This is a genomic window from Streptomyces sp. NPDC039462, assembly GCF_055639375.1.
Map to the genome: position 1 here is coordinate 883312 of NZ_JBVKAO010000002.1, position 26107 is coordinate 909418.

Sequence of the window (26107 nt, forward strand, 5' to 3'; positions counted from 1 at the left end):
TGGGAGTACCCGCCGCCTAGCCGGTGATCCTCACGGTGGCCCGGGCGGCCGAGCCCTCGTGCAGCGCGTCGCCCTCGTAGCTCACCTCGTAGACCGTCCTGCCCCGCTTGTTCGGCAGGTCCCTGAGCTTGAACGTGCCGTCGGCCGCGACCGGCGCGGACGTCAGTTCACCCGTCGTGCCGAACCGGTCGGTCCGCGTCACCTTCAGAGCGATGCCGGACGGCAGCGCGCGGCCCTGGCCGGTCAGCCTGCCGGTGATCTCGACGCCGCCCGCACGGGTCGCCTCGGCGGGCGCGGTCAGCTCGACCGCCGTCGGGGCCTTGGCCACGTCCACCGTGACCGTGACGTCCTCGGCCGGTCGGTGCGTGACGTCGCCGAGGAACCGCAGCGTGTACGTCGCCTCGCCGAGCCGGTCCGGCACGTCGAGGACGGTGAAGCTGCCGTCGGCCGCGACCTTGGCCGCCGCCACCTCCTGCGTGCCGTCGGCGTCCTTGCGGACCGCGGCGACCTTCACGGGCTCCGTGGGCGCGGGCCCGTCGAGCTCCAGCCTGCCGCGGATGCCGAGGGGTTCACCGACCACGGGCTTCGACGGTGTGGTGCCGAGCGTGCCGGTGAAGCGCGAGTCGTACTGCGCGGCGGGCGGCTGGATGATGTGCAGCCAGTATTCGTGGCCCGCGGCGTTGGCGGTGACGGCGAACAGCCGCTTCCCGTCCTTCGACCAGTCGAGACCGCGCGGCACGACACGGTCGCCGTCGAGCGGCCCCTCGAAGGCGAACTCGAACGGCGTCACCCCGTCCGCCGGATCGGCTGGCTGCACCAGCAGATCGGCGGTGCTCCCGGTGGCGGCCGCACCGCGCGCCACGTACTTCCCGTCGCCGCTGAACGCCACCGCGGAGGACGTGGCCCCCTCGGGCAGCGCCTGGTAGGGCGTGCCGGCGTCCGACAGGTCACCGGCGTTCAGGAGCCGGGTGCCGTACGCGGCGTCCGCGACCGCCACCCGCTTGCCGTCGGCGCTGACCGCCAGGTCCTTCAGCCGCAGCGCCCCCTTGCCCTCGCTGTCGCCGAAGCGGCGCACGGCGTCGCGCACGGGATTGTCGCCCTCGGCGTCGAAGGCGGCCAGGAACGGGTCCTTCTCCGTGGAGCTGGGCTCCTGGCCCATGAAGAACCGCTTCGTGTCGCCCGGGGCGGCCTCCAGGGCGAGCCTGCCCTTGGCGTTCCAGCCGGTCCGGCCGTGGACGCCGCCGACCAGGCCGTCCAGGTCGCTCCGCGTCTCGGGGCAGTCGGACACGTAGGAACCGGACTGGGTCGTCCACCAGGCCTTGTCGCCGGTGACGGCCACCTCGCGGCCGCAGGTCTCCTCGTACGCGTTGGAGACCACGGTCGGCTTGAGCGTGGTCGCGTCGTACGTCACGATCCTGGCGCGCTCGCCGGTGTAGAGCGTGTTGCCGTCCGCGCTCAGGGCGAGGCCCGACACGCGGGTGTCGGTGGTCATCTTGGAGACGAGGTGCCCCTCGAAGTCGTAGACGGCGATGACGCCCTTGTTGTCCCAGTTGCCGCGGTTGTTGTCCGAGACGTAGACCCGCTCGTGCGCGGAGTCCACGGCGATCGCCGAGTACGAGGAGATCGGCAGCTTCACGACCTCGTCCGACGCGGTGGCGGCGTGCGCCGCGGGCGTGCCCGCCGCGACGAGCCCGGCCGAGCCGAGTGCCGCCACGACCGCCGCGCCCGTCACGCGTCTCAACCGCTGAGTCTTCTTCAACTTGGCCCCCCACAGGCTGTTTTGACGGCCCGTGACGATCACCGGCCCCCGTGGGGGTCATTGAAACATGTGAGATCCGTGTGAAGGCAAGGTGTATAAGTTGCGAGGACCGGTGGGCGGGGACGCGTGCGGACACGCGGAGGGGCCCCGCACGCCGTTGTGCGGGGCCCCTCCGGGATGCGCGGGAGACGTCAAGCGGAACGTCAGCCGAGACGCTCCACCAGCGCGTGGTACTCGTCCCACAGCTCCTTGGGCGTGTGGTCGCCGAAGGTGTTCAGGTGCTCGGGGACCAGGGAGGCCTCCTCGCGCCAGACCTCCTTGTCGACCGTGAGCAGGAACTCCAGGTCGTCCTTGGCCAGGTCGAGGCCGTCGGTGTCCAGCGAGTCGACCGTCGGCAGGATGCCGATGGGGGTCTCGACGCCCTCGGCCTTCCCGTCGAGGCGCTCCACGATCCACTTGAGGACGCGGGAGTTCTCACCGAAGCCGGGCCACACGAACTTGCCGTCCGCGTTCTTCCGGAACCAGTTCACGTAGTAGATCTTCGGCAGCTTGGACTGGTCCTTGTCCGCGCCGACCTTGACCCAGTGGGCCATGTAGTCGCCCATGTTGTAGCCGCAGAACGGCAGCATGGCGAAGGGGTCGCGGCGCAGCTCGCCGACCTTGCCCTCGGCGGCGGCGGTCTTCTCGGAGGCGACGTTCGCGCCGAGGAAGACGCCGTGCTGCCAGTTGAAGGACTCCGTCACCAGCGGCACCGCGCTGGCACGCCGGCCGCCGAAGAGGATCGCCGAGATCGGCACGCCCTTGGGGTCCTCCCACTCGGGCGCGATGATCGGGCACTGCGAGGCGGGCGTGGTGAAGCGGGCGTTGGGGTGCGCGGCCGGACGGTATCCATTTGCTTCGCGGGCGGACTCCGGCGTCCAGTCGTTGCCCTTCCAGTCCGTGAGGTGCGCCGGGGTCTCCTCCGTCATCCCCTCCCACCAGACGTCGCCGTCGTCCGTCAGCGCGACGTTCGTGAAGACGGAGTTGCCCCACAGCGTCTTCATGGCGTTGGCGTTGGTGTGCTCGCCGGTGCCGGGCGCGACGCCGAAGAAGCCGGCCTCGGGGTTGATCGCGTAGAGCCGGCCGTCCTCGCCGAAGCGCATCCAGGCGATGTCGTCGCCGATGGTCTCGACGGTCCAGCCGGAGATCGTCGGCTCCAGCATGGCGAGGTTCGTCTTGCCGCAGGCGGACGGGAAGGCGGCCGCGACGTACTTGCTCTCGCCCCGCGGGGGCGTGAGCTTCAGGATCAGCATGTGCTCGGCGAGCCAGCCCTCGTCGCGGGCCATGACGGAGGCGATGCGCAGGGCGTAGCACTTCTTGCCGAGCAGGGCGTTGCCGCCGTAGCCCGAGCCGTACGACCAGATCTCGCGGTCCTCGGGGAAGTGCGAGATGTACTTCGTGGTGTTGCAGGGCCACGGGACGTCGGCCTCGCCCTCCTGGAGGGGCGCGCCGAGCGTGTGGACGGCCTTCACGAAGAAGCCGTCGTCGCCGAGCTCGTCCAGGACGTGCTGACCCATCCGGGTCATGGTGCGCATGGACACGGCGACGTACGCCGAGTCGGTGATCTCGACGCCGATCGCGGACAGCGGCGAGCCGACCGGGCCCATGCAGAAGGGCACGACGTACATGGTGCGGCCGCGCATGGAGCCGCGGAAGACGCCGCCCTGCTCGTCCTTGCCGCGGAAGATCTCCCGCATCTCCGCGGGGGCCTTCCAGTGGTTGGTCGGGCCCGCGTCCTCCTCCTTCTCGGAGCAGATGAAGGTGCGGTCCTCGACGCGCGCGACGTCGGTCGGGTCGGAGGCCGCGTAGTACGAGTTCGGGCGCAGAGTCGGATCGAGCTTCTTGAACGTGCCCTTGGCGACGAGCTCCTCGCACAGGCGCTCGTACTCGGCCTCGGATCCGTCGCACCAGACGACGCGGTCGGGCTGCGTCAGTTCGGCGATCTCGTTGACCCAGGAGACGAGCTCCCGGTGGTTGGTCGGGGCAGTGCCCAAGGACAGGGGAGCCGCGATGTCGCGCGCCACGATTGCTCCTAATCGAGGGGTTTTCAGGATGTATGCCCCGTGGGGGCTGCGACCCGGACGCTTCACGTGGACGTACTTTGGCGCTCATCCGGTGCCGACCGCACTCATTTGATCATCCGACGCCCGCGCGCATCTGTCCAGAGGGCTTCACACCTGAGCGGCGTGAGCATCGCCACTTGTACGGGTACGGGTGCGAGGGCGCGGTTCCGTCCCTTCTGACGCGGAACCGTCCCCTTCTGGCGCGGAACCGTCCCCCTCTGGCCGAGAAGCCACCGCTTGATTCCGGACTTACGGGCCCGTAGGTACGATGCGGCACATGACCGCTCACGTCCCCGAAGCGATCCCGCAGCCCGCGGACGACCCCTCGGCAGGCTCCGACAACCCCTCCCTCGTCCCGTCCCCGGACTCCATGCCGCTCCCCGTGAAGCCGAAGATGCGCGGCTGGCTGCACGCGGGCATGTTCCCCGCGGTGGTGGTCGCGGGCCTGGTGCTCACCGCGCTCGCGGACTCCTCCCGCGGCCGCCTCGCCTGCGGCATCTTCGCCCTGACGGCGTGCCTGCTGTTCGGCGTGAGCGCGCTCTACCACCGGGGGAACTGGAGCCCGAGAGCCGACGGCGTCCTGCGCCGGCTCGACCACGCCAACATCTTCCTGATCATCGCGGGCACCTACACCCCGCTGACCCTGCTGCTGCTCCCCGACGCGAAGGGGCGGTGGCTGATGTGGGGCATCTGGGGGGCGGCCGTCGCCGGCATCGCCTTCCGGGTCTTCTGGGTCGGCGCCCCACGCTGGCTCTACACCCCGTGCTACATCGCGATGGGCTGGGCCGCCGTCTTCTTCCTGCCGGACTTCATGCGCACGGGCGGCGTGGCGGTGCTCGTCCTGGTCATCGTCGGCGGCGTGCTCTACAGCGTGGGCGGCGTGATCTACGGCATCAAGCGCCCGAACCCCTCCCCCCGCTTCTTCGGCTTCCACGAGGTCTTCCACTCGCTGACCCTGGCGGCCTTCGCCGTGCACTACGTGGGCATCTCCCTGGTGGCCTACCAGCACGGCTGACGTTCCCCCTCTCCACTTCAGTGGCCGCGGCTTCCGAGTCGCGGCCACTTTTTTCATGCCCGGGACGGTTTCCGATGTTGACAGTGTGCATCTTTTGAGAGCTACTCTCATTTCATGGTGACTGTCACTGATACCGCTGCCGTGCGGCAGGACCCGCGCCGCTGGTGGGCCCTCGCCGCCCTGGTCGCGAGCATGCTCGTGCTCGGCTTCGACATGACGATCCTCAACGTCGCGCTGCCGACGATGGCCGAGCAGCTCGGCGCGAGCACGGGCGAGCAGCAGGGGATGGCGGACGCCTACGTGGTGGTCTTCGCCGCCCTCATGCTTCCCGCCGGCCTCCTCGGCGACCGCTTCGGACGCCGCAGGATGCTGATGACCGGGCTCGGGATCTTTCTGGGCGGCTCGCTGCTCGGCACGCTCGCCGACGACGTCTCACTGATCGTCGTGGCCCGTGCCGTCATGGGCGTGGGCGGCGCCCTCGTCATGCCGCTCGCCATGGCCGTGCTGCCCGCCCTCTTCGGGCCCGGCGAGCAGACCAAGGCCGTCGGCATCGTCTCGGCCGCCTCCGCGCTCGGCGCGCCGCTCGGGCCGATCGTCGGCGGCTGGCTCCTCGACCACTTCTGGTGGGGCTCGATCTTCCTGATCAACGTCCCCATGGTCGCGATCGGCCTCACCGCCTGCCTGTTCCTGCTCCCCGAGACCAGCGACCCCGCCGCCCCGAGGGTCGACGTCGTCTCCACCGCCCTGACCGCCGCCGGCCTCGGCGCCCTCGTCTACGGCGTCATCGAGGCGCCGGGGCGCGGCTGGGGCGACCCGCTGGTCGTCGCGACGCTGGCCGGCGCCGCCCTCCTCGTGGCCGCGCTCGTGCTGCGGGAGCGCAGGATGACGCGGCCCATGCTCGACATGTCGCTGCTGCGCAACCGCGGCTTCTTCCTGAACACGGTGGCGGCGACGCTGGTGATGTTCGTGCTGTCCGGCCTGATGTTCGTGCTGCCGCAGTACCTCCAGGCCGTCCTCGGCAACGACGCCTTCGGCACCGGTGTGCGGATGCTGCCGATGATGGGCGGTCTCCTCGTCGCCGCGAAGGGCGCGGAGCCGGTCGTGCGGCGCTTCGGGGCGCGGGCGGTGATCAGCGGCGGGCTCGTCGTCCTCGCCTTCGCCGCGATACTGGGCAGCCGCACGGACGTCGACAGCGGTTACGGTTTCACCGCGCTGTGGCTCTCGATCGCCGGCCTCGGCTTCGGCTGCGCGATCGTGCCGGCCATGGACTCGGCGCTCGGCGCGCTGCCCGTGGAGCGCGCGGGCTCCGGCTCGGGGCTGCTCATGACGGTACGACAGGTGGGCGGCGCCCTCGGGATCGCGCTGCTCGGCTCGCTGCTCGCCGGGGCCTACACCGACCAGCTCGACACCGGCGGCCTGCCGGGGCCCGCGGCCGACGCCGCCGGTGACTCGGTGGTCGCCGCGCACGGGGTCGCGGAACGGACCGGGGCGCCGGGGCTCGTCGAGTCCGCGAACTCCGCGTACCTCCACGGCATGGGCCTCGTCCTGCTGGTCAGCGGAGTCGCCGCCCTGGTGACCGCGCTGTTCGTCGCCGCGCTCCTGCCCAGGACCGGGGCCGATGCCCGACAATGAGGTCATGACGGCCGCACGTATCTCCGCCCCCACGGGCGCCCCCCGGCCGGGGCTCCGTGAGCGCAAGAAGCTCAAGACCCGCCTCGCGATCCGTGAGGCGACGTACCGGCTGATCCGGGCCCAGGGGTACGAGGCGACGACGGTCGAGCAGATCGCGGAGGCGTCGGAGGTCTCCCCCTCCACCGTCTTCCGCTACTTCCCGACCAAGGAGGACATCGTCCTCACCGACGAGTTCGACCCGCTCCTGGAGCAGGAGCTGCGGGAGCGTCCCGCCGACGAGCCGATCGTGGAGTCCCTGCGGCACGTGCTGCGACGGGCCGTCGGCCTCGGTCACGCGGAGGAGCCCGAGGTGTCGCGGCTGCGGACGAAGCTGATGATCGAGGTGCCCGCCGTGCGCTCCCGGATGCTGGAGAGCATGTCGGTCACCGGCGGCATCCTGCGCCGCGTCATCGCGGAGCGCACCGGCCGGGACGCGGACGAGCTGGAGGTGCGGACCTTCGCGATGGGGCTGATCGGCGCGCTCACCGAGACCGCCGCGTACTGGGCGGAGCACGACCACAAGGACGACCTGACCGTGCTCGTGGACCGGACCCTCGACATGCTGGCGCACGGGTTCCCGGAGGCGGGAAATTCCCGGTGACGCCCGGCCCGGCATGCCATCCTGACGGCATGAACGGTCCGGAGATCTCCATCAGTTTCGCCCCCGAGCTGGGGATTTTCGTCCCGCAGACACGCCGGGGCGGACCCACCGCGGCCGTCACGGACGGGGTGTCCACGCTCGGGCACGTCGTCGAGTCGCTCGGCGTCCCGCTGACGGAGGTCGGCGCGCTCGTGGTGGACGGCCGCGGGGTCGCCGCCGGACACGTGCCCGCGGCGGGCGAGACGGTGACCGTGCGCGCGGTGACGCGCCCGCAGCCGGTGCCGGGCGCCCCGCTCCGCTTCCTCCTCGACGTCCATCTCGGCACGCTGGCCCGCCGCTTGCGGCTGCTCGGCGTCGACGCGGCGTACGAGAGCACGGACATCGGCGACCCGGCCCTCGCCGCGCGCTCGGCGGCCGAGCGGCGCGTGCTGCTGAGCCGCGACCGCGGGCTGCTGCGCCGCCGCGAGCTGTGGGCCGGGGCGTACGTCTACAGCGACCGCCCCGACGACCAACTCTGCGACGTCCTCGGCCGCTTCGCCCCCGAGCTGCGCCCCTGGACCCGCTGCAGCGCCTGCAACGGCACGCTCCGGTCGGCCACGAAGGAGGAGGTCGCGGACCTCCTGGAGGGCGGCACCCGCGGCACGTACGACGTCTTCGCCCAGTGCGAGAGCTGCGACCGCGTGTTCTGGCGGGGCGCCCACCACGACCGCCTGGAGGACATCGTGGAGCGGGCGATGGCGGAATTCGGCACACCGGAGCACCGGTCCGCGGCGCGGACGGCCTAGACACCCTCCGGCTCGAACGCCCGCGCCACCGTCAGACCGCCCGCCCCACGGCAAGGCGGCCTGACGCGAGGGCGGCCTGACGGTGCAGGCGGTCTAGGAGAGCAGCCCCGCCAGTTCCGCCGGGTCCGTCGTCGGGGCCGTGCAGACGAAGCCGCGGCAGACGTACGCCGTCGGGCGGCCGTCGACCAGGGGGCGGTCCGCGAGCAGGGGGAGTTCCGTGCTGCCCGCCGGGCCGGCCGCGACGACGGCGCCGGGCGCGGTGCCGAGCAGCGCCGTGCGGTGCAGGTCGCCGAGGACGTCGCCCACGACGGCCACCTCGCGCGGCCCGTCCAGCGCCGCCTCCGCGACCGCGAGGCCGTGGCCGATGAAGCGCGGCACGCGGGGGCCGAGTGCCTTGACGATGCCGAGGGCCCGCTCCGCGGCGGTGCGGTGCGGCTCGGCGCCGGTGTGGGCCGCGTAGGACAGGAGCGCGCCCGCGGCGGCCGTCCAGCCGGACGGCGCCGCGTTGTCCGTGGGGTCCTGCGGGCGCCGGATGAGCCGCTCCGCGTCCGCCGCCGTGTCGTACAGCGCGCCGCTCTCCGCGTCCACGAACTGCGCGAGGACGTGGTCGAGGAGGAAACCGGCGAACTCCAGCCAGACCCCCTCACCGGTGACCCCGGCCAGCGCGAGGAAGCCCTCCGCCACATCCGCGTAGTCCTCGAGGACGCCCGCGTTGGCCCCCACCTGGCCGTCCTTGGAGGTGCGGGCGATCCGTGCGCGCGGGTCCATGTGGAGACGTACGAGAAGATCGCCCGCGGCGACGGCGGCCGCGATCAGGTCGGGCCGGTCGAAGTACGCGCCGACCTCCGCGAGCGCGGCGATCGCGAGGCCGTTCCAGGCGGCGACCACCTTGTCGTCCCGGCCGGGCGCGGGCCGCTCGGCGCGCGCCGCGAGGAGCCGCTCCCGGATGGAGGCGAGACGGGAGGCGTCCGCCACCGGGCCGTCCTGGACCGGGAGTTGGAGGACCGACGCGCCCTTCTCGAACGTGCCCTCCTCCGTCACGCCGAAGCAGGTCATCGCCAGCTCCGCGTCGTCCTCCCCCAGGACCTCCCGCAGCTGCCCCGGCGTCCACACGTAGTACGCGCCCTCGACATGCGCGCCCGTCGCCGGGTCCTCGCTGTCCGCGTCGAGGGCGGAGGCGAAACCGCCCTCGTTCGTGCGGAGTTCGCGGACCATGAAGTCCGCGGTCTCCAGGGCGACCCGGCGCGCGAGCTCGGAGCCGGTGGCCCGCCACAGGTGGGCGTAGGCGCGGCACAGCAGCGCGTTGTCGTACAGCATCTTCTCGAAGTGCGGCACGACCCACTCGCGGTCCACGGAGTAGCGCGCGAAGCCGCCGCCGAGCTGGTCGTAGATGCCGCCGCGCGCCATCCGCTCGCACGTGTCGGCGGCCATCTGCAGCGCGCCCTCCGCGCCCGTGCGGCCGTAGTGCCGCAGCAGGAACTCGACCGCCATGGACGGCGGGAACTTCGGCGCGCCGCCGAACCCGCCGTGCGTCGCGTCGTAGTCCCGGGTCAGGCCGAGCAGCGCCTGCGCGAGCTCGTCCTCGCCGGGCTTCTCGCCCGAGCCGTGGGTGAGCTGCCGCTCGCCGAGGTCCCGCACGATCTTCCCGGCGACCTCGGCGACCTCGCCGCGCCGGTCCGTCCACGCCCGGTGGACGCCGTCCAGGACCTGCGGGAACGACGGCATGCCGTGCCGGGGCTCCGGCGGGAAGTACGTGCCGAAGTAGAAGGGCTCGGCGTCTGCGGTGAGAAAGACGGTCATGGGCCAGCCGCCCTGGCCCGTCGCGGCCTGCACGGCCTCCATGTAGACGGCGTCGATGTCGGGCCGCTCCTCCCGGTCGACCTTGATGTTCACGAACTTCTCGTTCATGAGCGCGGCCGTCGCCTCGTCCTCGAAGGACTCGTGCGCCATGACGTGGCACCAGTGGCAGCTGCTGTAGCCCACGCTCAGCAGCACCGGCACTCCACGCTCGCGCGCCTCCTCGAAGGCCTCGGCCGACCAGGGCCACCAGTCGACGGGGTTGTCGGCGTGCTGAAGGAGATAGGGGGACGTCTCATGGGCCAGTCGGTTCGGCATGGTGCCCATCCTCGCGCACACCGGGCCCCGATCGGCGGACGCCCTCGCGCCGGGGCCCCGTACGCAGGACACTTGTGACCGCAGGCAACTGTTGCTCTCGGAGGGGGAACCCATATGCGGGACAGCCATCGGGCCGAGGCCGAGCGGCTGTTGGCACGGGCCGTGGAGGAGGAGGTCCGGCGGTCGGGCGGGCGCGTCGACGGGAGCGTACTGCTCTCGCGGGCGCGCGGCGCGCTGGACGCCATGGCGCAGACGGCCGCCGAGGAGTACACGGCGTACACCGGAGCGCTCGACGAGGCGGAGGCGGGCCGGCTCACTTTCGCGCAGCGGTACGCGAAGGAGGGCGCCGGAACTCCGCTGCTCGTGGCGGTGGTTGCGGCGCTCGCGGCGGGGGTGTCCGACCTGTCGTTCGGCACGAGCGTCGGCACGGCGCTCGGGACCGGCGCGGTCGTCGCCGTGGCGGGCGCGGCGGCGACGGTCGTGAAGGTGACGGCCTCCCACGTGCCCGCGGCGAGCCGCCGCGCGGGTGAGCTCAGCAGGCCCGGCGGGCCCGAGCAGCTGCGGCTGCAGTGGCTGACGGCCCTGGAGGTGCGCGGCATCCGGCCCTTCCTCGACCAGCAGCGGGTACTCGCCGCATCGACCGGCTCGCACGCGGCGAAGAAGTCGGCGCCCCAGCTGCGCGGCACGGACAAGAGCGCGGCGGCCCGGCGGCGCAGCGTGCTGCAGCAGTCCTTCGCGCAACTCCCGGAGACCGCGGCGCCCTTCGTGGGCCGGCGGGCCGAGCTGGGGCAGATCGCGCGGTGGGTGCACGCGGCGCGCGCCAGCACCGACACCCGGCCCACGGTCGTCGTGCTGCACGGCGCGCCGGGCTCCGGGCGGACCTCGCTGGCGGTGCGGGCGGCGCACGACCTGCGGGACCAGTTCCGCGGCGCCTGCGTGGTGGACCTGCGCGGCGACAGCCCGCAGGAGTCCCCGATGTCCACGCGCGACGCCCTGATGCATCTGCTGAACCGATTGGGCGCTCCGCGCGAGCAGCTGCTCTTCCGGGAGCGGTCCTCGCAGGAGCAGCAGCTCAAGCGGCTCAGCGAGCTCTATCACCAGTATCTGACGGGCGTCGCGGTGACGATCGTCCTCGACGACGCCGGCGACGCCGAGCAGGTCCGCACGCTGGTCCCGGAGCGCTCGGACAGCCTCGTCCTGGTCACCGCCCGCGAGCCCTTGGAGCTGCCCGCGGACCTGCCCGCGTGGGTGCACCGGCTGCCGGTCGACGCACTGGACGAGGCGGGTGCCGAGGAGCTGCTCCGCGAGTCCGCGGAGGACCTCTCCGGTCCCTACGACGCCGAATCGGCGGACGCGGTGCGGGAGTTGTGCGGCGGGCTGCCGCTGGCGCTGCGCGCCGCGGGCTCCTCGCTCGGTCCGCGGACGCCGCGTCAGCTGGCCGCCGACCTGTCGGCGTACGGCCCCGCCGACAAGGTCGGTCCTGTCGAGCGTGTCCTGTGGCTGCGCTACTCCGACCAGCCGGAACCGGCCCGGCGGCTGCTGCGCCGGCTCGCGCTCGCGGGGCGCGCCTCGCTGGGCACGGCCGCCGCGGCGGCGCTGCTCGGCACGGACGAGGAGGAGGCGGCCCGGCAGCTGACCGCGCTGTCCCGCGCGGGCCTGCTCGACCGCCCCCGCCCCCGGAACGGGACCGGTGAGGCCCCCGAGGCCCCGGCCTGCCGCTACCGCCTGCACGACCTCGTCCGCTCCTTCGCCAGGGCCCGCCTCCTGGACGAGGAGGAGGCCGCCGAGCGCACCGCCGCGCAGGAGCGCCTCATCGCCAGCTATGGAGAGCTGGCCGACACGGTGATCCGGCTGGTCGACGGCAAGACGTCCACGCGCGCCAACCAGTTCGGGCAGCACGGTTTCGCCTCGCTCGACGCGGCCCTGCGCTGGCTCGACGACGAGTCGACGTTCATCACGGCGTCCCTGCGGCACGCGGAGGGCGTCGACCAGCGGGCCGTGCTCAACCTCCTCGGCGCGCTGTGCGACTACTGCCTGCTGCGCGGCGACCTCTACCGCCTCGGCGAGATCAACGAACTGACGCAGGCCATCGACCAGGGCCTGCTCGGCCGCAGCGTGCAGTGGCGCACGGGCATCGCGGCCCGTCAGCTCGGCGAGCTCGACCAGTCCCGCACGACGCTGAACTCCGTCGTCGACCTGTACTTCGAGGCCCACCAGGACGCGGCCGCCGCCCGCGCCCTCGGCTCCCTCGGCATCACCCTGCACCACCAGGGCAACCTGACGGAGGCGGCGGCCCGCCTCACGGAGGCCCTCGACCTGCAGGCCGCCGACGAGCTGGCGGGCGACCGCGCCTGGACGCTGCACGCGCTGGCCGCCGTCGAGCGGGACCGCGCCCACCTGGCGCACGCCCTCGGCATGCTGGAGACGGCGCTCGCGCTGCACCGTGACAGCGGCTCTGTGCACGGCGAGGCCTGGACGCACTTCCAGCTCGGGCAGCTCTGCCTGCGCATGGGTGACGTCCCGCGCGCGGAGGGCGAGCTGCGGACCGCCCTCGATCTGTACGGCCGCACGCGTGACGCGCGCGGCGAGGCCTGGGCGCTCACGCAGTTGGCGCGGGCCCGCCTGGTGGACGGCGACCCGTCCCCCGCCGTCGACGGGCTGCGCCACGCGGTGTCCCGGCACCGCGACAACGACGACGCGCGCGGCGAGGCCTGGTCGCTGTACTACCTCGGCCAGGCCCTGGAGGAGACCGGCAGCCTGGACCAGGCGGTGCGGGAGCTGGAGCGGGCCCGCACGATGTTCTCCCGGATGCGGGACGTGTACGGCCTGGCGTGCGCCCGGCACCACTCCGCGCGCGTGACCCGCGACCAGCGGGCCGCCCAGACGGGTTCGCTGCGCAATTCCGGCTTCGCCCGCCAGCTCCTCGTGGACGCCCGCGCCGACTTCCAGCGCATCGGCGTCGCGCACGGCGAGGCCTGGACGTGTCTGGAGCTGGTCGTCGTCGACGCGGGCAACAACCGCAGCCAGCAGGCGCTCGCCCTGTGCGACGAGGCCATCGAGCTCTTCGCCTCCTACGGCGACCGGCGCGGCGGCGACTGGGCCCGCTTCCTGCGCTGCACCCTGCTGCCGTACGCGTCGCCGGGCGGCTGGGAGATCGGCACGGCGGTCGCCCAGGAGGAGCTCGGCCAGCTGGCCCGGGCCGGCCATCCGACCCGGGACGGCAAGCTCGCCGAGTACGTCCAGGCGTACGGCCTGCTCCTGGAGCGGGGAGCCGAGCTGGAGACGGGCTGGCAGGCGTGGCGGCTCGGCATGGTGCCGAGCCGGCATGCGCGGGAGGTGATGGGGGTCGACGTGCCCCGGCCGAGCTGAGCCGACGCTACAGAATCGGACTTCAGCCGAAATGACACGAAAGAGGTCATTATTCCTACTGTCGGCCTACGACCGCTGTCGCGGTGAACCGGCCCGGGTGACGCTCGCAGAGTCCGCTTCTCCTCCTACGAAGAGGTATTCATGCGTACTCGCTCCATCCTCACCACAGCCGCCTTCGCCGCCGTCACCGTGATCGGCGGTGCCGGCGCGGCCGTCGCCGACCCCGACCCGGTCAACGCGGAGGTCTCCAACTCCCCCGGCATCATCAGCGGAAACGCGGTCCAGGTCCCGGTCGACGTCGACGTCCCGATCTGCGGCAACACGATCGACATCGTCGGAGTGCTCAACCCCGCGACCGGCAACCACTGCAAGACCAACTGACGGTCGACGCACACATGAGGAAGGCCCCGCCGGTGCGGGGCCTTCCTTCTTGCCTGTCACTTGCCGGTCATCGGCTGCCGGTCATCGGGGCGGCGCCGGGTACCGTCCGGCGGCGGCCCTGAGGGCGGCGACGGTGAGCGCCACGACCAGCAGGGAGGCCAGCGTCGCGACCGCCGCCGACAGGGTCGGGAGGGGTGCGGTCACCCCGTCGGGCCGCAGGACGTACCTGAGGGTCGTGGAGTCGACCCGGCCGTCCACGAGATGGCCGAGCGTCAGCCCGCCCGCGACGAGGGTGCTCGCCACGGCCACGAGCGGCGACCCGCTCAGGAACAGGGCCACGCCCGCCGCCGCGCAGACCGCCGAGACGGCGATCGCGGCCGGCAGGCCGAGGCTCGGCGCGTCCGACCAGTTCAGCGGGAAATGAGCGGCCGCACAGAGCAGCAGGAGCACGCCTGCCGCGCGGCGCAGCCAGACGAGGCGTGCGCTGTCCCGCGCGGCGAGCGGCGCCGCGCCGGGGACCGTGCCGGACGAGGACCGGACGGCTTCGCCGGCCGTCGTGGCCGCCGTGCCCGCGGTTCCGGCGGCCGCGGCTTCTGCGGCCGCTTCGGCGTCGGCCTCGGCGTCGGCGTTCCTGTGCTCCTTCAGGTTGCCGATCAGCTGCATCAGCTCCTCGACGGACCTGGTCGTACCGGCGGCGTGCACCACCTCGGCGCCGCTGTGCGGATCGTGCGGGGGCCGGGACAGCAGGTGGACGAGCCGGCTCACCTCCGGAATGGGGCGTTCCTCGGCGGCGTGCCGGATGGCCTGGTTCATGGGCTCGGCGGGGTGCTCGGGCGGACCGAGCAGCTCCACCAGCCGGGTGACGTCGTCGACGGACCGGGCGACGGCGGCCAGGCGGAGCACCGAGGCCGCGGTCGGCATGCCGGTCGGCGACTGCTCCAGGCGGGTGACGAGGTCGACGACGTCGTCCAGCGGCCTGGACACCACGGCGACGCGTATGAGGTCCGCGACCGCGCCCTCGTCGGTCTCCGGCACCACCTGGGCCGGGGGTCCGTCGTCGACGTCGTACGGGGGCGGGTCCGGGGGGACGGCCTCGCGGTCGAGCTCGACGGCTCCGTCCACGGTCGGGTCGGGTGTCGGGTCGGCTGTGGGGTCTGCCGTCCGGGGCCACGGGGCGGGCTGGTCACGCGGTGGGGCGCCGAGCTGCGCGGTGCCCCAGTGAACCGACGTCGAAACCAGAGGTTCGCCGGTACCGGAAGAATCCCCAGCGGCGGCAGAGAATGACTCAGCGGCCATCTTCTCTTCTCCATTTCAGCGGGACGTCCTCGCCCCGCGCGTGAGCGTGTATCCCGTTCTATGCACGCTTCATGCGCCCCGCCACTGGAGAAGCCGCCCGGCGGCACGTACTCGATCACTGAGGAGATGGGGGGACCGCTCGCCGCCGGTGCCCACGGACGGGCGGCTCCGCTCCGGCATACGGCCCACGATCGTTTTGCCCGCGGGCCGGGCCGGTGACATCTGTGGGGTCCGTTCTTCTGTGCAGAGAGGCACCCATGCGCACGCGCTCGATCCTCATCACCGCGGCCCTCGTCACGGCCACCGTCATCGGCGGCACCGGCGCCGCCACCGCCGACTCCTCGCCCGGCGCGGTCGCCCACGGCAAGGCCAAGAACTCCCCCGGCGTCCTCAGCGGCAATGTCGTCCAGGTGCCCGTCGACCTGTCCGTCAACGCGTGCGGCAACACCGTGAACGTCATCGGCCTCCTCAACCCGGCGGCCGGCAACACCTGCGTCTCGAAGTAGCCCACCGCCCCGTCGCGCGCTGACACGACGGGGCACTTCTCTACTTCCCGCTGTCGGACTCCCGCCGCACGGCGCCCGCGTCCTCGCCCGCCGCCGCGCCGACCGGCTCCTTCTCCGCGGACTCCGTCTCCGCCGGCTCCTTGAAGTCGACCTTCCGCATGTGCCGGTTCATCGACTTCATCAGGCCCCAGACGGCCAGGGCCATCACCGCGAAGACGATGAAGCCCAGGACACCCGGAGTCACCTTGTCGTCGTCGACCTCCTTGGCAAGAGGGACGAGATGCGTCATTGCCAGATGTGCGTTCACGCTAGGCATTGTCGCGGATGCCCGCAAAGAGGTCGTCCTCGGGGAGGGATGTATCGACGAGCGACTTCGCGAGCTCGTACTCCTCCGTGGGCCAGACCTCCTTCTGGATCTCCATTGGCACCCGGAACCATCCGCCGTCGGGGTCGATCTGCGTGGCGTGTGCGATCAGGGCCTTGTCACGGATCTCGAAGAAGTCGGCGCACGGAACGTGCGTGGTCAGCGTGCGCTCGACCCGCTCGAACTCGTCCCAGCGCTTCAGCCAGTCCCCGTACGGCGACTCCAGGCCGCGGTCGAGCATCGCGTGGTGCAGCGCCTCGGTGCGCGGGCGGTTGAAGCCCTGGTTGTAGTAGAGCTTCTGCGGCTGGAAGACCGGGCCGAACTCGCTCTCCGGGTACTTCTCGGCGTCCGCGGCACCGTCGAAGGCCACCATCGTGATCTTGTGGGTCATGATGTGGTCGGGGTGCGGATATCCGCCGTTCTCGTCGTACGTCGTGATGACCTGCGGACGGAAGGCGCGGATCTGGCGCACCAGCTCGCCGGCGGCCTTGTCGAGGTCCTCCAGGGCGAAACAGCCCTCGGGCAGCGGCGGCAGCGGGTCGCCCTCGGGGAGCCCCGAGTCGACGAAGCCGAGCCACTCCTGCTTGACGCCGAGGATCTCGCGCGCCTCGTCCATCTCCTTCTTGCGCACCTCGTGGATGTTCTCCTGGATGTAGGCGTCACCCTGGAGCTTGGGGTTGAGGATGTCGCCGCGCTCCCCGCCCGTGCAGGTCACGACGAGCACGTCCACCCCCTCGGACACGTACTTGGCCATGGTGGCCGCGCCCTTGCTCGACTCGTCGTCGGGGTGGGCGTGCACGGCCATCAGTCGAAGCTGCTCAGTCAAGACTCGATCCTCAAGTAATCGGGCGCCCTCGGTGATCCGGCGCGTTGAACAGGTGCCGCCCCGCAGGGGCGTCGATGAGGGGCGGCGGTCGGGTGGCGGGCGGGAGGCTTCTATAGTGACGGAACCGGGGGGCGGAAAATTCCGGCATCCACTGTTCCTGGAGGACGATCATGGCGGCGGTGGGCTCGAAGCTCCCCGAAGGGCCTTCCGAGGGCTCCTCCAAGGGTGTTCCCGAGGGGCGGTACGGCCGCTCCCGCACGGCCGACGAGGCCGCCGACCGCAAGCTGAAGATCGTCGGCTCGGTGCTCGGCGTGCTGCTGCTCGGTGTCGTCGGCTGGTTCGGCTACGACTACGTCAACGGTACGAAGGTCAGCGCCGAGGTCATCAAGTTCGACGTCGTGTCCGACCGGTCCGTCGAGGCTCATCTGGAAGTCCGCAAGGACTCGGACGCCCGGGGCTACTGCACCCTGCGCTCACAGGCGGAGTCCGGCGCCGAGGTCGGCCGCGCGGACTTCCGCTTCGACCAGCGCACGGACCGTATCGACAAGGTCGTCACTCTGCGTACGACAAGTAGGGCCACCAGCGTCGAGCTGCTGGGCTGCCACTCCGACTGACATCGGGCGACATTCCGGCGTTTACCGCGCTCACCTGCGTTGACGCAAATCTGATGGCTTATGTCCTCCCCCTTGGGCGCCTGAATTGTTAGGCTCGTGGTTTCGCCCACCCGTGAAGGAACATCCTTCTGGGTAGGGCGATGCTTTGTATTCCCAGTACCTACGAGGAGCACCTGTGACCCAGACCAGCGAGAACGTCACCTGGCTGACCCAGGAGGCGTACAACCAGCTCAAGGCCGAGCTGGAGTACCTGTCTGGTCCTGCGCGCACCGAGATCGCGGCCAAGATCGCCGCGGCGCGCGAGGAGGGCGACCTGCGGGAGAACGGCGGGTACCACGCGGCCAAGGAGGAGCAGGGCAAGCAGGAGCTCCGCGTCCGCCAGCTCACCCAGCTCCTGGAGACCGCACGGGTCGGCGAGGCGCCGGCCGACGACGGGGTCGTGGAGCCCGGCATGGTCGTCACCATCGCCTTCGACGGCGACGAGGACGACACGCTGACCTTCCTGCTCGCCTCCCGTGAGTACGCGAGCGGCGACATCGAGACGTACTCGCCGCAGTCCCCGCTGGGCACCGGCGTGAACGGCAAGAAGATCGGCGAGAACGCGCAGTACGAACTGCCGAACGGCAAGTTCGCCTCCGTGAAGATCCTCGCCGCGAAGCCGTACGCGGCCTAGCGCGCTCCCAGAGCTCCGCACACGACCGAGCCCCCGGCACCCTGAATCGCGGTGCCGGGGGCTCGGTCATGTGCGCTCAGGCCGTCGCCGAGCGGTACTTGCGGACCGACAGGGTGCGGAAGATCAGGATGATCAGGACCGAGTAGATCACCGAGGCCCAGACCGGGTGCTGCATCGGCCAGGCGTCGGACGGGGACACCCCGGGATTGCCGAAGAGCTCGCGGCAGGCCTGGACGGTCGCGCTGAAGGGGTTCCAGTCCGCGACATGCCGCAGCCAGGGCGTCATCTTGCTGGAGTCCACGAACGCGTTCGAGATGAAGGTGACCGGGAAGAGCCAGATCAGGCCACCCGAAGTCGCCGCCTCCGGAGTGCGGACCGAGAGACCGATGAGCGCTCCGACCCAGGTGAACGCGTACCCCAGCAGGAGCAGCAGGCCGAAGGCGCCGAGGGCCTTGCCGATCCCCTCGTGGATGCGCCAGCCGACGAGGACCGCCACGATCGCGAGGACCAGGAGGGTCAGCGCGGTCTGCACGAGGTCGGCGATGGTGCGGCCGGTGAGGACCGCGCCGCGCGCCATGGGCAGGGAGCGGAAGCGGTCGATGAGGCCCTTGTGCATGTCGTCGGCGATGCCGGCGCCCGCGCCCGCGGTCGCGAAGGTGACGGTCTGCGCGAAGATGCCCGCCATCAGGAAGTTGCGGTAGTCCGCCGGATCGGTGCTGTTGCCGATCATCATGGAGCCGCCGAACACATAGCTGAACAGCACCACGAACATGATCGGCTGAATAAGGCCGAAAATGACCATTTCGGGAATTCGGGACATACGGATCAAGTTGCGCTTGGCAACCACCAAGGAGTCCCTGACGGACTGGCCGATGCCGCCGGCGGGCCTGGGGGCCGCCGTGCGCGCGGTGTCGGTGACGGTGCTCACTTGCCGGTCTCCTTTCCGTTGCCCTCGTCGGCCAGCTCGGCGACGTGCCCGGTGAGGGAGATGAAGACGTCGTCGAGGGTCGGGCGGCGCAGGCCGATGTCGTCGATCTCGATGCCGCGGGTGTCCAGCTCGCGGATGACCTCGGCGAGCAGCTTGGCGCCACCGGCGACGGGGACGGTCAGCTTGCGGGTGTGCTCGGCGACGGCGACCTCGCCCTTGCCGAAGCCGCGCAGCACCTCGGAGGCGGTGGCGATGTGCTCGCGGTCGTGCACGACGACCTCGACGCGCTCGCCGCCGGTCTGGGCCTTGAGCTGGTCGGAGGTGCCGCGGGCGATGACGCGGCCGTGGTCGACGACGCAGATGTCGTGCGCGAGGTGGTCGGCCTCTTCGAGGTACTGCGTGGTCAGGAGCAGTGTCGTACCGCCCGAGACGAGTTCCTGGATGACCTCCCACAGCTGCTGGCGGTTGCGCGGGTCCAGGCCGGTGGTCGGCTCGTCCATGAACATCACGGGCGGCGAGACGACGAGCGCGGCGGCGAGGTCGAGGCGGCGGCGCATGCCTCCGGAGTACGTCTTGGAGGGGCGGTCGGCGGCGTCGGCGAGGTTGAACCGGTCGAGCAGTTCGCCCGCCCTTGCCTTCGCCTCCTTGGCCTTCATCTGATAGAGCTGGCCGACCATCTGGAGGTTCTCACGGCCTGTCAGATACTCGTCCACGGCGGCGAACTGGCCGGAGAGGCCGATCGAACGCCGCACTTCGTTCGGATGCTTGAGGACGTCTATGCCCGCGACGACCGCCTTGCCGCTGTCCGGGGTGAGCAGTGTCGTCAGGCAGCGGACCGCCGTGGTCTTGCCCGCGCCGTTCGGCCCCAGGAGGCCGAGCACGGTGCCTTCCGGGACATCCAGATCGACGCCGTCCAGAGCACGTACGTCGCCGAAGGTCTTCACCAGACCTTCGGCGTAGATGGCGCCTGGCATGAGATTCCCCCTGGTGTGGGTGACTTCCGGTGACTTTCTACGGAAAGCTTAGGTTTGCCGGACTTCGTACGCCCGACGACGGGTGACGCAGAGCACACCGTAACGCGATACATCGCGTCGGCTCACCTCATTTTCGAAAGATGGTCCCGGAGGGGGAGCTTCAGCCGATGACCGTGTAACCCGCCCCCCGCAGGGCCGTTCCCACCTCGGTGCAGTGCTCGGGGCCCTTCGTCTCCAGGTGGACCTCCACCTCGGCCTCGGTGATCCCGAGCCGGGGGTCGGTGCGCACGTGGCTCACGTCGAGGACGTTGGCGTCCGCCTCCGACAGCACCCCGAGCAGCGTGGCGAGCGCGCCGGGGCGGTCCGTCAGGCGCAGCCGCAGCGAGAGGTAGCGGCCCGCCGCCGCCATGCCCTGGCGCAGGATGCGCTGCATCAGGAGCGGGTCCACGTTCCCGCCGGACAGCAGCGCCACCACCGGCCCCTCGAACGCCTTCGGGTCGCTGAGCAGGGCCGCGACCGGGCTCGCACCGGCCGGCTCCACCACCATCTTGGCCCTCTCCAGGCAGAGCAGCAGGGCGCTGGAGAGCTCGTCCTCGGAGACCGTGACGACCTCGTCGACCAGCTCCTCGACCAGCTGGAACGGTACGTCGCCGGGGCGGCCGACCTTGATGCCGTCCGCCATCGTCGCGGGGTCGCCGATCGACACCGGGCGCCCCACGGCAAGCGAGGGCGGATAGGCCGCGGCCCCCGCCGCCTGCACGCCCACCAGCTTCACGTCCGGGCGCAGCGCCTTGACCGCGACCGCGATGCCCGCCGCGAGGCCGCCGCCCCCGATGCCCACGACGAGGGTGCGCACCTCGGGGCACTGCTCCAAGACCTCCAGGCCGACCGTGCCCTGCCCCGCGATGATGTCCGGGTGGTCGAAGGGGTGGATGAAGACGGCGCCCGTCTCGTGGGCGTACTCCTGCGCGGCGGCCAGCGTCTCGTCGACCACCTGGCCGTGCAGCCGCACCTCCGCTCCGTAGTCCCGCGTCGCCGCGACCTTGGGCAGCGGCGCACCGGCCGGCATGAAGACCGTGGAGCGCACGCCGAGGAGCGAGGAGGCCAGCGCCACGCCCTGCGCGTGGTTGCCCGCGCTGGCGGCCACGACACCGGCGGCGCGCTCCTCGGGGAGCAGGCCCGCGATCCGCACGTACGCGCCGCGCAGCTTGAAGGAACCGGTCCGCTGGAGGTTCTCGCACTTGAGGTGCACCGGCGCCCCGACCAGCTGCGACAGGTGCCTGCTGCCCTCCATGGCCGTCATCCGGGCCACTCCGGAGAGCATCTTCTGCGCGCCGCGCACGTCGTCGAGGGTGACCGTCGGCAAGGAGTGGGGCGTGCGGTAGCTCATGACGGCAAGTCTTGCAGCCGGCGTCCGAGTCCTCCTGCGGCGACCAAGGGACGAGACCGTTCTGAGCGTGGGTTTGCGCAGCGCAGGTACGGTACGCGCCGCGGCCGCGTACCCTGTCCCCCAACCCACTGCCCTCGCATGAAGTGAGCCCCCGGCCATGCCCACAACTCCGGACATGACGACCGCCAGCGACCCCGCCCTCCTGGACAGCCTGCAGCACCAGGTGGCGGTCTTCGCCCGCCGTGCGGAGCAGACGCGCCTCGGCGGCGTAGGACAGGTCCGCAACTCCATGGACCGCGCCGCCTATCTGCTGCTCAACCGCCTCGACAAAGAAGGCCCGATGGGCGTCAAGGCGCTCGCGGCGAGCATGGGCATCGACTCCTCGACCGTCACCCGGCAGGTCGCCCCGCTGGTCGACACCGGGCTCGTCAAGCGCACCTCGCACCCGGAGGACGGCCGCGCCGTGGTGCTCCAGCTCTCCCCGCGCGGCCAGGCCAGGCTCGACGAGGTGCGCTCCTCGCGGCGCGAGCTGATGGCCGAGCTGACGCAGGACTGGGAGCCGCAGGAGCGCGAGAGCTTCTGCGCGCTCCTCACACGCTTCAATTCCGCCCTCTCGGCACGGCAGACGTCACAGCCGGCTCCCGGAGGAGAAGTTCCGGCCACTCCGGAGTCTTGACCCCGGACCCGCGTCTGGCCTCATATGAGACCGGAGGCCGCTTGCTCGTGGCCTCCGGCCGGGAGGCGCGGTGCGAGAGCGGCAGGCGTTGCGGAACGCCCGCCGTGCCCGGGAGTTCGAGGCGTTCGTCGCGGGCGCGGCAGGGCGGCTCCTGCATGCCGCGACGCTCCTCACCGCCGAGCCCCCGGAGGACAACCCACGCGCGCGTGCCCTGCTGACCGCCGCCCTCGCGCACACGTACGCGTCGTGGGACCGGCTGCGCGGCGAGGATCCGTACGACCGCACCCGCCAGCAGGTCGCCCTGCGTTTCGGCCGCGCCGCCTGGCGGCGCCACCGCGGCCACGGCGGGGTCCTGGCCCGGCTCAGCCCCCAGGAGCGGCTGATTCTCGTCCTGCGGATGTACGAGGGCGTCGCCGAGGAACAGACGGCGGCGCTCCTCGGCCTGCCCGCCGACCGGGTCGCGGCGATCTGCGCCCGCGCGATGGCGACGGTCCTGCACCCGCCGCGCGGCCCCGCGCCGGCCGGGGCGCCGGTCGGGGCGGTGCCCTCATGAGTCAGTACGAGCGCAAGGAGCAGGCGATCCGGCGCCTCCTGGAGGGCACGGCGCCCTCCGTGCCGCCCGAGCTCCTCGACGACGCGGTGCGGCGGGGCAGCCGGGCCCTGCGGCGCCGCAGGGCGGCACGGCGGCTGTTCTGGACCCTGCTGTTCGCCGCCGCGGTGGCGTTCGTCGTGTGGGCGTCGCTGGCCCGGCCGTGGGTGGAGCCGCCGTCGGACACGACTCCACCCCTGACGCGCTGGGGCTGACCGGCGGGTGCTTACTGGCCGAGCGCCTGCTGGAGGTCGGCGATGAGGTCGTCCGCCGACTCGATGCCCACCGAGAGGCGCACCAGGTCCGCCGGGACCTCCAGGGCCGAGCCGACCACCGAGGCGTGCGTCATGCGGCCCGGGTGCTCGATCAGCGACTCGACGCCGCCAAGGGACTCGCCGAGGGTGAACAGCTTGGCGCGGTTGCAGACCTCGACGGCTGCCTCCTCGCCGCCCTGGACACGGAACGACACCATGCCGCCGAAGGACCGCATCTGCTTGGCGGCGATCTCGTGACCGGGGTGCTCCGGAAGGCCCGGGTAGAGAACGCTGCTCACGCGCGCGTGCCGGGTCAGCATCTCGGTGACCTTGGTGGCGTTCTCGCTGTGCCGGTCCATGCGCACCGCGAGGGTCTTGATGCCGCGCAGCACCAGCCAGGCGTCGAAGGGGCCCGCGACGGCACCCATCGCGTTCTGGTGGTACGCCAGCTCCTCGCCCAGGGCCGCGTCGCTCACGACGAGCGCGCCGCCGACGACGTCCGAGTGGCCGCCCATGTACTTCGTCATGGAGTGCACGACGACGTCCGCGCCGAGCGCCAGCGGCTGCTGGAGGTAGGGGCTCGCGAAGGTGTTGTCGACGACGAGGCGCACGCCGGCGTCACGGGCGATCTGCGCGAGCGCGGCGATGTCGGTGATGCCGAGCAGCGGGTTGGAGGGGGTCTCCACCCAGATCGCCTTCGTACGGTCGGTCAGCGCTGCCCGCACGGCCTCGGGGTCGGAGGTGTCGGCCACCGACCACTCCACGCCCCACCGTGAGACGACCTTGTCGAAGAGGCGGAAGGTGCCGCCGTACGCGTCGTTGGGGATGACGACGTGGTCACCCGGGCCGAGCAGCGTACGGAGAAGGCAGTCCTCGGCGGCGAGGCCGGACGCGAAGGCGAGTCCGCGGCTGCCGCCCTCCAGCGCGGCCAGGTTCTCCTCCAGGGCGGTCCTCGTGGGATTGGCGCTGCGGCTGTACTCATAGCCGCCACGCAGGCCCCCCACGCCGTCCTGCTTGTAGGTCGACACCTGGTAGATGGGCGGGACCACGGCGCCGGTGAGGGGGTCGGCGGTGTTGCCCGCGTGGATGGCCACGGTCTCGAAGCTCTGCGTGCTGTGCGAGTCACTCATGCGGCCTGAGCGTAGTGCGCGCGGGGGCCCTTCTGCCGGGTCGGTCCGGGTACGTCCCGGCAGGTTGGCCAATTGTCCGACCCGTCTGGTTCGCTTGTGTCATGGAGATTCTCTGGTTCCTGTTCGCGGTGATCATGATCGGTGCGGTCCTGGGGCCCGTGCTGCTGCGCAGGCGCGGCGGGATCCGGCAGGTGGCCCCCGGCTCGCCGGACGCCGCGGACCCGGCGAACTACGGCTTCCTGCGCCAGGAGGAGCTGGACATCCGCATGCCGGGACCGGACGCCGACCTCCTCGAAGTGCTCGACCTCGTGCAGCGCACGCAGGAGTGGAAGGCCGCGTCGCAGCTCCTCGCCGGCACGGAGACGCACGGCGAGCGGCGCTGGCAGCGCGTGCAGGCCTTCGCGGGCGCGGCCTCGCTGGAGCTGCAGCGGCGGCCGGGCGGCGTCAGCGACACCCCGGGCGGGCAGTGGCTGCGGGTGTGGCGCGCCGAGGCGCCCAAGGACGCGGGCGGTGCCGCGGTGCACGCGGAGTTCCTCGTCCAGCAGGCGTGGCGCACGGCGGTGCAGGGGACGGACGAATTCCGGATCATTTTGGAGGAGGCGAAGGAGGCGTGCGCGCAGGCGGCGCTGCTCGCCCCCGGCGACCCCGTTCCGTACATCATCGAGCTCTCCATCGCGCGCGGACTGGCGTATCCCCGCGAGGAGTTCGAGCAGCTGTGGCTGAAGATCCTGGACCGCGCGCCCGCGCACATGGGCGCGCATCTGGCGGCGCTGCACTACTGGTGCGAGAAGTGGCACGGCTCCCGCGACCTCGCCAACGACTTCGCGGAGGCCGCGGCCGCCCGCGCGCCCCGCGGCTCCCTGCTCGCGGCGCTCCCCCTCTTCGCGGTGTACGAGCACCTGCCCGAGGTCAACCTCGTCCGCGGGTTCTACGAGAGCGAGGTCGTCACCAAGGCCGTCGAGGGCGCGCTGTTCGCGGTGCACTCCGCGCGCGCGGACGACCCCATGCTGGCGCACGTCCGCCACCTCCTGGTCTTCTTCCTGGTCCGCTCCGAGCGCTGGGCGGAGGCCATGAACCAGCTGGTGCACGTGGACGGCCACATCGGCGCGCTCCCCTGGACCCTGTCCGAGGACCCCGCGTCGGACTACGCGGTCTACCGCGCCCTGGCCGTCGCGGGCTACGAGGCGAACGGCGGCAGCCCGGCGACGCTGCCGCACTGACGAGAGCGCCGGGGGGGCAGGGGGTGGGCACCGGCCGACCGGAATGCCCCGCCCCCTCCGTACGTTCACCCGGTAGACCCCTGTCACCCACGAGGAGACCCGCATGATCTTCGGACGCACGCCCGAGCTCCCCACCGCCGAGCAGGCCCTCAAGGGCCGGGCCACCCCGGAATTCGAGGTCCCCTCCCGCCACACGGTGCTCGGCAACCCGCTGCTCGGCCCCTACCCCGACGGCCTGGAGATCGCGGACTTCGCGCTCGGCTGCTTCTGGGGCGCGGAGCGCAAGTTCTGGCAGACCGAGGGCGTCTGGACGACGTACGTCGGCTACCAGGGCGGCTACACGGAAAACCCCTCCTACGAAGAGGTGTGCTCCGGCCTCACCGGCCACACCGAGGCCGTCCGCGTCGTCTTCGACCCGTCCAAGGTCTCGTACGCCACGCTCCTGAAGCTGTTCTGGGAGTCCCACAACCCCACGCAGGGCTTCCGCCAGGGCAACGACGTCGGCACGCAGTACCGCTCCGCGATCTACACGCACTCCCCCGCGCAGGAGGAGGCGGCGACCGCGTCCCTGGAGGCGTACCAGAAGGTCCTGACGGCCGCCGGCTACGGCACGATCACGACGACGGTCCTCCCGGCCGACACCCGCCCGTTCTGGCCGGCCGAGCCGTACCACCAACAGTACCTGGACAAGAACCCCGACGGGTACTGCGGGATCGGCGGCACGGGCGCAGCACTCGACGCTCCGTCGGAGACGAACTGGGGCCGCGCTTGCCCGACCGGGATCACGCCTGCGCCGGAGACGGCAGAACAGTAGGCCTGCAACGGAGCCCTACCAGAAGGGCTGTGCAGCCAACGACTAGGCAGCCACC

At 71.8% G+C, this 26107-nt stretch carries 24 protein-coding genes; 14 read left to right on the forward strand and 10 right to left on the reverse strand.

What is annotated here, in order from left to right; translation table 11 throughout:
- Positions 1-16: 16 nt before the first annotated feature.
- A complete protein-coding gene (locus tag ACZ7LU_RS14525; protein ID WP_471917077.1) occupies positions 17-1732 on the reverse strand; it encodes an Ig-like domain repeat protein in 1716 nt (571 codons plus the stop codon).
- A 230-nt stretch (positions 1733-1962) separates the two neighbouring features.
- Entirely contained in the window at positions 1963-3822 is a 1860-nt protein-coding gene (locus ACZ7LU_RS14530) for a phosphoenolpyruvate carboxykinase (GTP) (protein WP_471916832.1), read from the reverse strand.
- Positions 3823-4138: 316 nt separating this feature from the next.
- Between ACZ7LU_RS14530 and trhA the strand changes: the two genes are divergently transcribed.
- The 4 genes from trhA (at position 4139) to ACZ7LU_RS14550 (ending at position 7933) form a co-directional block, all read left to right on the forward strand.
- Positions 4139-4876 (forward strand): PAQR family membrane homeostasis protein TrhA, encoded by a 738-nt coding sequence (gene trhA / locus ACZ7LU_RS14535; RefSeq protein ID WP_468718641.1) that lies wholly within the window; start codon positions 4139-4141, stop codon positions 4874-4876.
- Between the two features lie 114 nt (positions 4877-4990).
- The gene (locus ACZ7LU_RS14540; protein ID WP_471916833.1) at positions 4991-6508 is read left to right on the forward strand and encodes an MFS transporter; all 1518 of its coding nucleotides are present in this window, start codon (positions 4991-4993) and stop codon (positions 6506-6508) included.
- 4 nt (positions 6509-6512) lie between these two features.
- Entirely contained in the window at positions 6513-7148 is a 636-nt protein-coding gene (locus tag ACZ7LU_RS14545) for a TetR/AcrR family transcriptional regulator (protein ID WP_471916834.1), read from the forward strand.
- Between the two features lie 29 nt (positions 7149-7177).
- The gene (locus ACZ7LU_RS14550; RefSeq protein ID WP_471916835.1) at positions 7178-7933 is read left to right on the forward strand and encodes a Mut7-C RNAse domain-containing protein; all 756 of its coding nucleotides are present in this window, start codon (positions 7178-7180) and stop codon (positions 7931-7933) included.
- 93 nt (positions 7934-8026) lie between these two features.
- Here the strand turns inward: ACZ7LU_RS14550 and ACZ7LU_RS14555 are convergent, their stop codons facing one another.
- Entirely contained in the window at positions 8027-10048 is a 2022-nt protein-coding gene (locus tag ACZ7LU_RS14555; RefSeq protein ID WP_471916836.1) for a thioredoxin domain-containing protein, read from the reverse strand.
- A gap of 114 nt (positions 10049-10162) precedes the next feature.
- Between ACZ7LU_RS14555 and ACZ7LU_RS14560 the strand changes: the two genes are divergently transcribed.
- Together ACZ7LU_RS14560 and ACZ7LU_RS14565 are read left to right on the forward strand one after the other, a co-directional pair.
- Entirely contained in the window at positions 10163-13417 is a 3255-nt protein-coding gene (locus ACZ7LU_RS14560; protein ID WP_468556821.1) for an AAA family ATPase, read from the forward strand.
- Between the two features lie 141 nt (positions 13418-13558).
- Positions 13559-13798, forward strand: coding sequence for a chaplin family protein (locus tag ACZ7LU_RS14565; protein WP_398300640.1), 240 nt, complete (start codon positions 13559-13561; stop codon positions 13796-13798).
- An 81-nt stretch (positions 13799-13879) separates the two neighbouring features.
- On the opposite strand, the gene ACZ7LU_RS14570 is transcribed toward ACZ7LU_RS14565, so the two are convergent.
- The gene (locus ACZ7LU_RS14570) at positions 13880-14920 is read right to left on the reverse strand and encodes a hypothetical protein (RefSeq protein WP_471916837.1); all 1041 of its coding nucleotides are present in this window, start codon (positions 14918-14920) and stop codon (positions 13880-13882) included.
- A 431-nt stretch (positions 14921-15351) separates the two neighbouring features.
- On the opposite strand from ACZ7LU_RS14570, the gene ACZ7LU_RS14575 reads away from it, so the two are divergent.
- Positions 15352-15600 carry a chaplin gene (locus ACZ7LU_RS14575; RefSeq protein ID WP_471916838.1) on the forward strand — a complete coding sequence of 83 codons (249 nt, stop codon included), beginning with the start codon at positions 15352-15354 and terminating at the stop codon, positions 15598-15600.
- Between the two features lie 40 nt (positions 15601-15640).
- On the opposite strand, the gene ACZ7LU_RS14580 is transcribed toward ACZ7LU_RS14575, so the two are convergent.
- Complete coding sequence (locus ACZ7LU_RS14580) at positions 15641-15889, reverse strand: hypothetical protein (protein ID WP_398301417.1); 249 nt, start codon at positions 15887-15889, stop codon at positions 15641-15643.
- Between the two features lie 19 nt (positions 15890-15908).
- On the reverse strand, positions 15909-16790 hold the full coding sequence (mca, locus tag ACZ7LU_RS14585) for a mycothiol conjugate amidase Mca (protein ID WP_468311520.1): 882 nt from the start codon (positions 16788-16790) through the stop codon (positions 15909-15911).
- Between the two features lie 170 nt (positions 16791-16960).
- Here mca and ACZ7LU_RS14590 point away from each other — a divergent pair, with 170 nt between their 5' ends.
- Both ACZ7LU_RS14590 and greA read left to right on the forward strand, forming a co-directional pair.
- Positions 16961-17404 carry a DUF4307 domain-containing protein gene (locus ACZ7LU_RS14590; RefSeq protein WP_471916839.1) on the forward strand — a complete coding sequence of 148 codons (444 nt, stop codon included), beginning with the start codon at positions 16961-16963 and terminating at the stop codon, positions 17402-17404.
- Between the two features lie 175 nt (positions 17405-17579).
- Positions 17580-18077, forward strand: coding sequence for a transcription elongation factor GreA (greA, locus tag ACZ7LU_RS14595; RefSeq protein WP_398300631.1), 498 nt, complete (start codon positions 17580-17582; stop codon positions 18075-18077).
- Between the two features lie 76 nt (positions 18078-18153).
- Here the strand turns inward: greA and ACZ7LU_RS14600 are convergent, their stop codons facing one another.
- The 3 genes from ACZ7LU_RS14600 to ilvA form a co-directional block, all read right to left on the reverse strand.
- Entirely contained in the window at positions 18154-19005 is an 852-nt protein-coding gene (locus ACZ7LU_RS14600; protein WP_398300629.1) for an ABC transporter permease, read from the reverse strand.
- Complete coding sequence (locus ACZ7LU_RS14605; RefSeq protein ID WP_398300627.1) at positions 19002-19979, reverse strand: ATP-binding cassette domain-containing protein; 978 nt, start codon at positions 19977-19979, stop codon at positions 19002-19004. Before ACZ7LU_RS14605 ends, ACZ7LU_RS14600 begins: the two co-directional genes overlap by 4 nt.
- A 160-nt stretch (positions 19980-20139) precedes the next feature.
- On the reverse strand, positions 20140-21369 hold the full coding sequence (ilvA, locus tag ACZ7LU_RS14610; protein WP_471916840.1) for a threonine ammonia-lyase: 1230 nt from the start codon (positions 21367-21369) through the stop codon (positions 20140-20142).
- Between the two features lie 157 nt (positions 21370-21526).
- Between ilvA and ACZ7LU_RS14615 the strand changes: the two genes are divergently transcribed.
- The 3 genes from ACZ7LU_RS14615 (at position 21527) to ACZ7LU_RS14625 (ending at position 22849) form a co-directional block, all read left to right on the forward strand.
- Complete coding sequence (locus ACZ7LU_RS14615) at positions 21527-22045, forward strand: MarR family winged helix-turn-helix transcriptional regulator (protein WP_398300623.1); 519 nt, start codon at positions 21527-21529, stop codon at positions 22043-22045.
- A 70-nt stretch (positions 22046-22115) separates the two neighbouring features.
- The gene (locus tag ACZ7LU_RS14620; RefSeq protein WP_471916841.1) at positions 22116-22598 is read left to right on the forward strand and encodes a sigma factor-like helix-turn-helix DNA-binding protein; all 483 of its coding nucleotides are present in this window, start codon (positions 22116-22118) and stop codon (positions 22596-22598) included.
- Positions 22595-22849 carry a hypothetical protein gene (locus tag ACZ7LU_RS14625; protein WP_471916842.1) on the forward strand — a complete coding sequence of 85 codons (255 nt, stop codon included), beginning with the start codon at positions 22595-22597 and terminating at the stop codon, positions 22847-22849. The genes ACZ7LU_RS14620 and ACZ7LU_RS14625 overlap by 4 nt, the downstream gene beginning before the upstream one ends.
- An 11-nt stretch (positions 22850-22860) precedes the next feature.
- Here the strand turns inward: ACZ7LU_RS14625 and ACZ7LU_RS14630 are convergent, their stop codons facing one another.
- Positions 22861-24018 (reverse strand): cystathionine gamma-synthase, encoded by a 1158-nt coding sequence (locus ACZ7LU_RS14630; RefSeq protein WP_398300617.1) that lies wholly within the window; start codon positions 24016-24018, stop codon positions 22861-22863.
- A 101-nt stretch (positions 24019-24119) separates the two neighbouring features.
- On the opposite strand from ACZ7LU_RS14630, the gene ACZ7LU_RS14635 reads away from it, so the two are divergent.
- Positions 24120-25238 carry a hypothetical protein gene (locus tag ACZ7LU_RS14635; RefSeq protein ID WP_398300615.1) on the forward strand — a complete coding sequence of 373 codons (1119 nt, stop codon included), beginning with the start codon at positions 24120-24122 and terminating at the stop codon, positions 25236-25238.
- 103 nt (positions 25239-25341) lie between these two features.
- Positions 25342-26052: a peptide-methionine (S)-S-oxide reductase MsrA gene (msrA, locus tag ACZ7LU_RS14640; protein WP_471916843.1), complete on the forward strand. Its 711-nt coding sequence runs from the start codon at positions 25342-25344 to the stop codon at positions 26050-26052.
- The last annotated feature ends 55 nt before the right edge of the window (positions 26053-26107 follow it).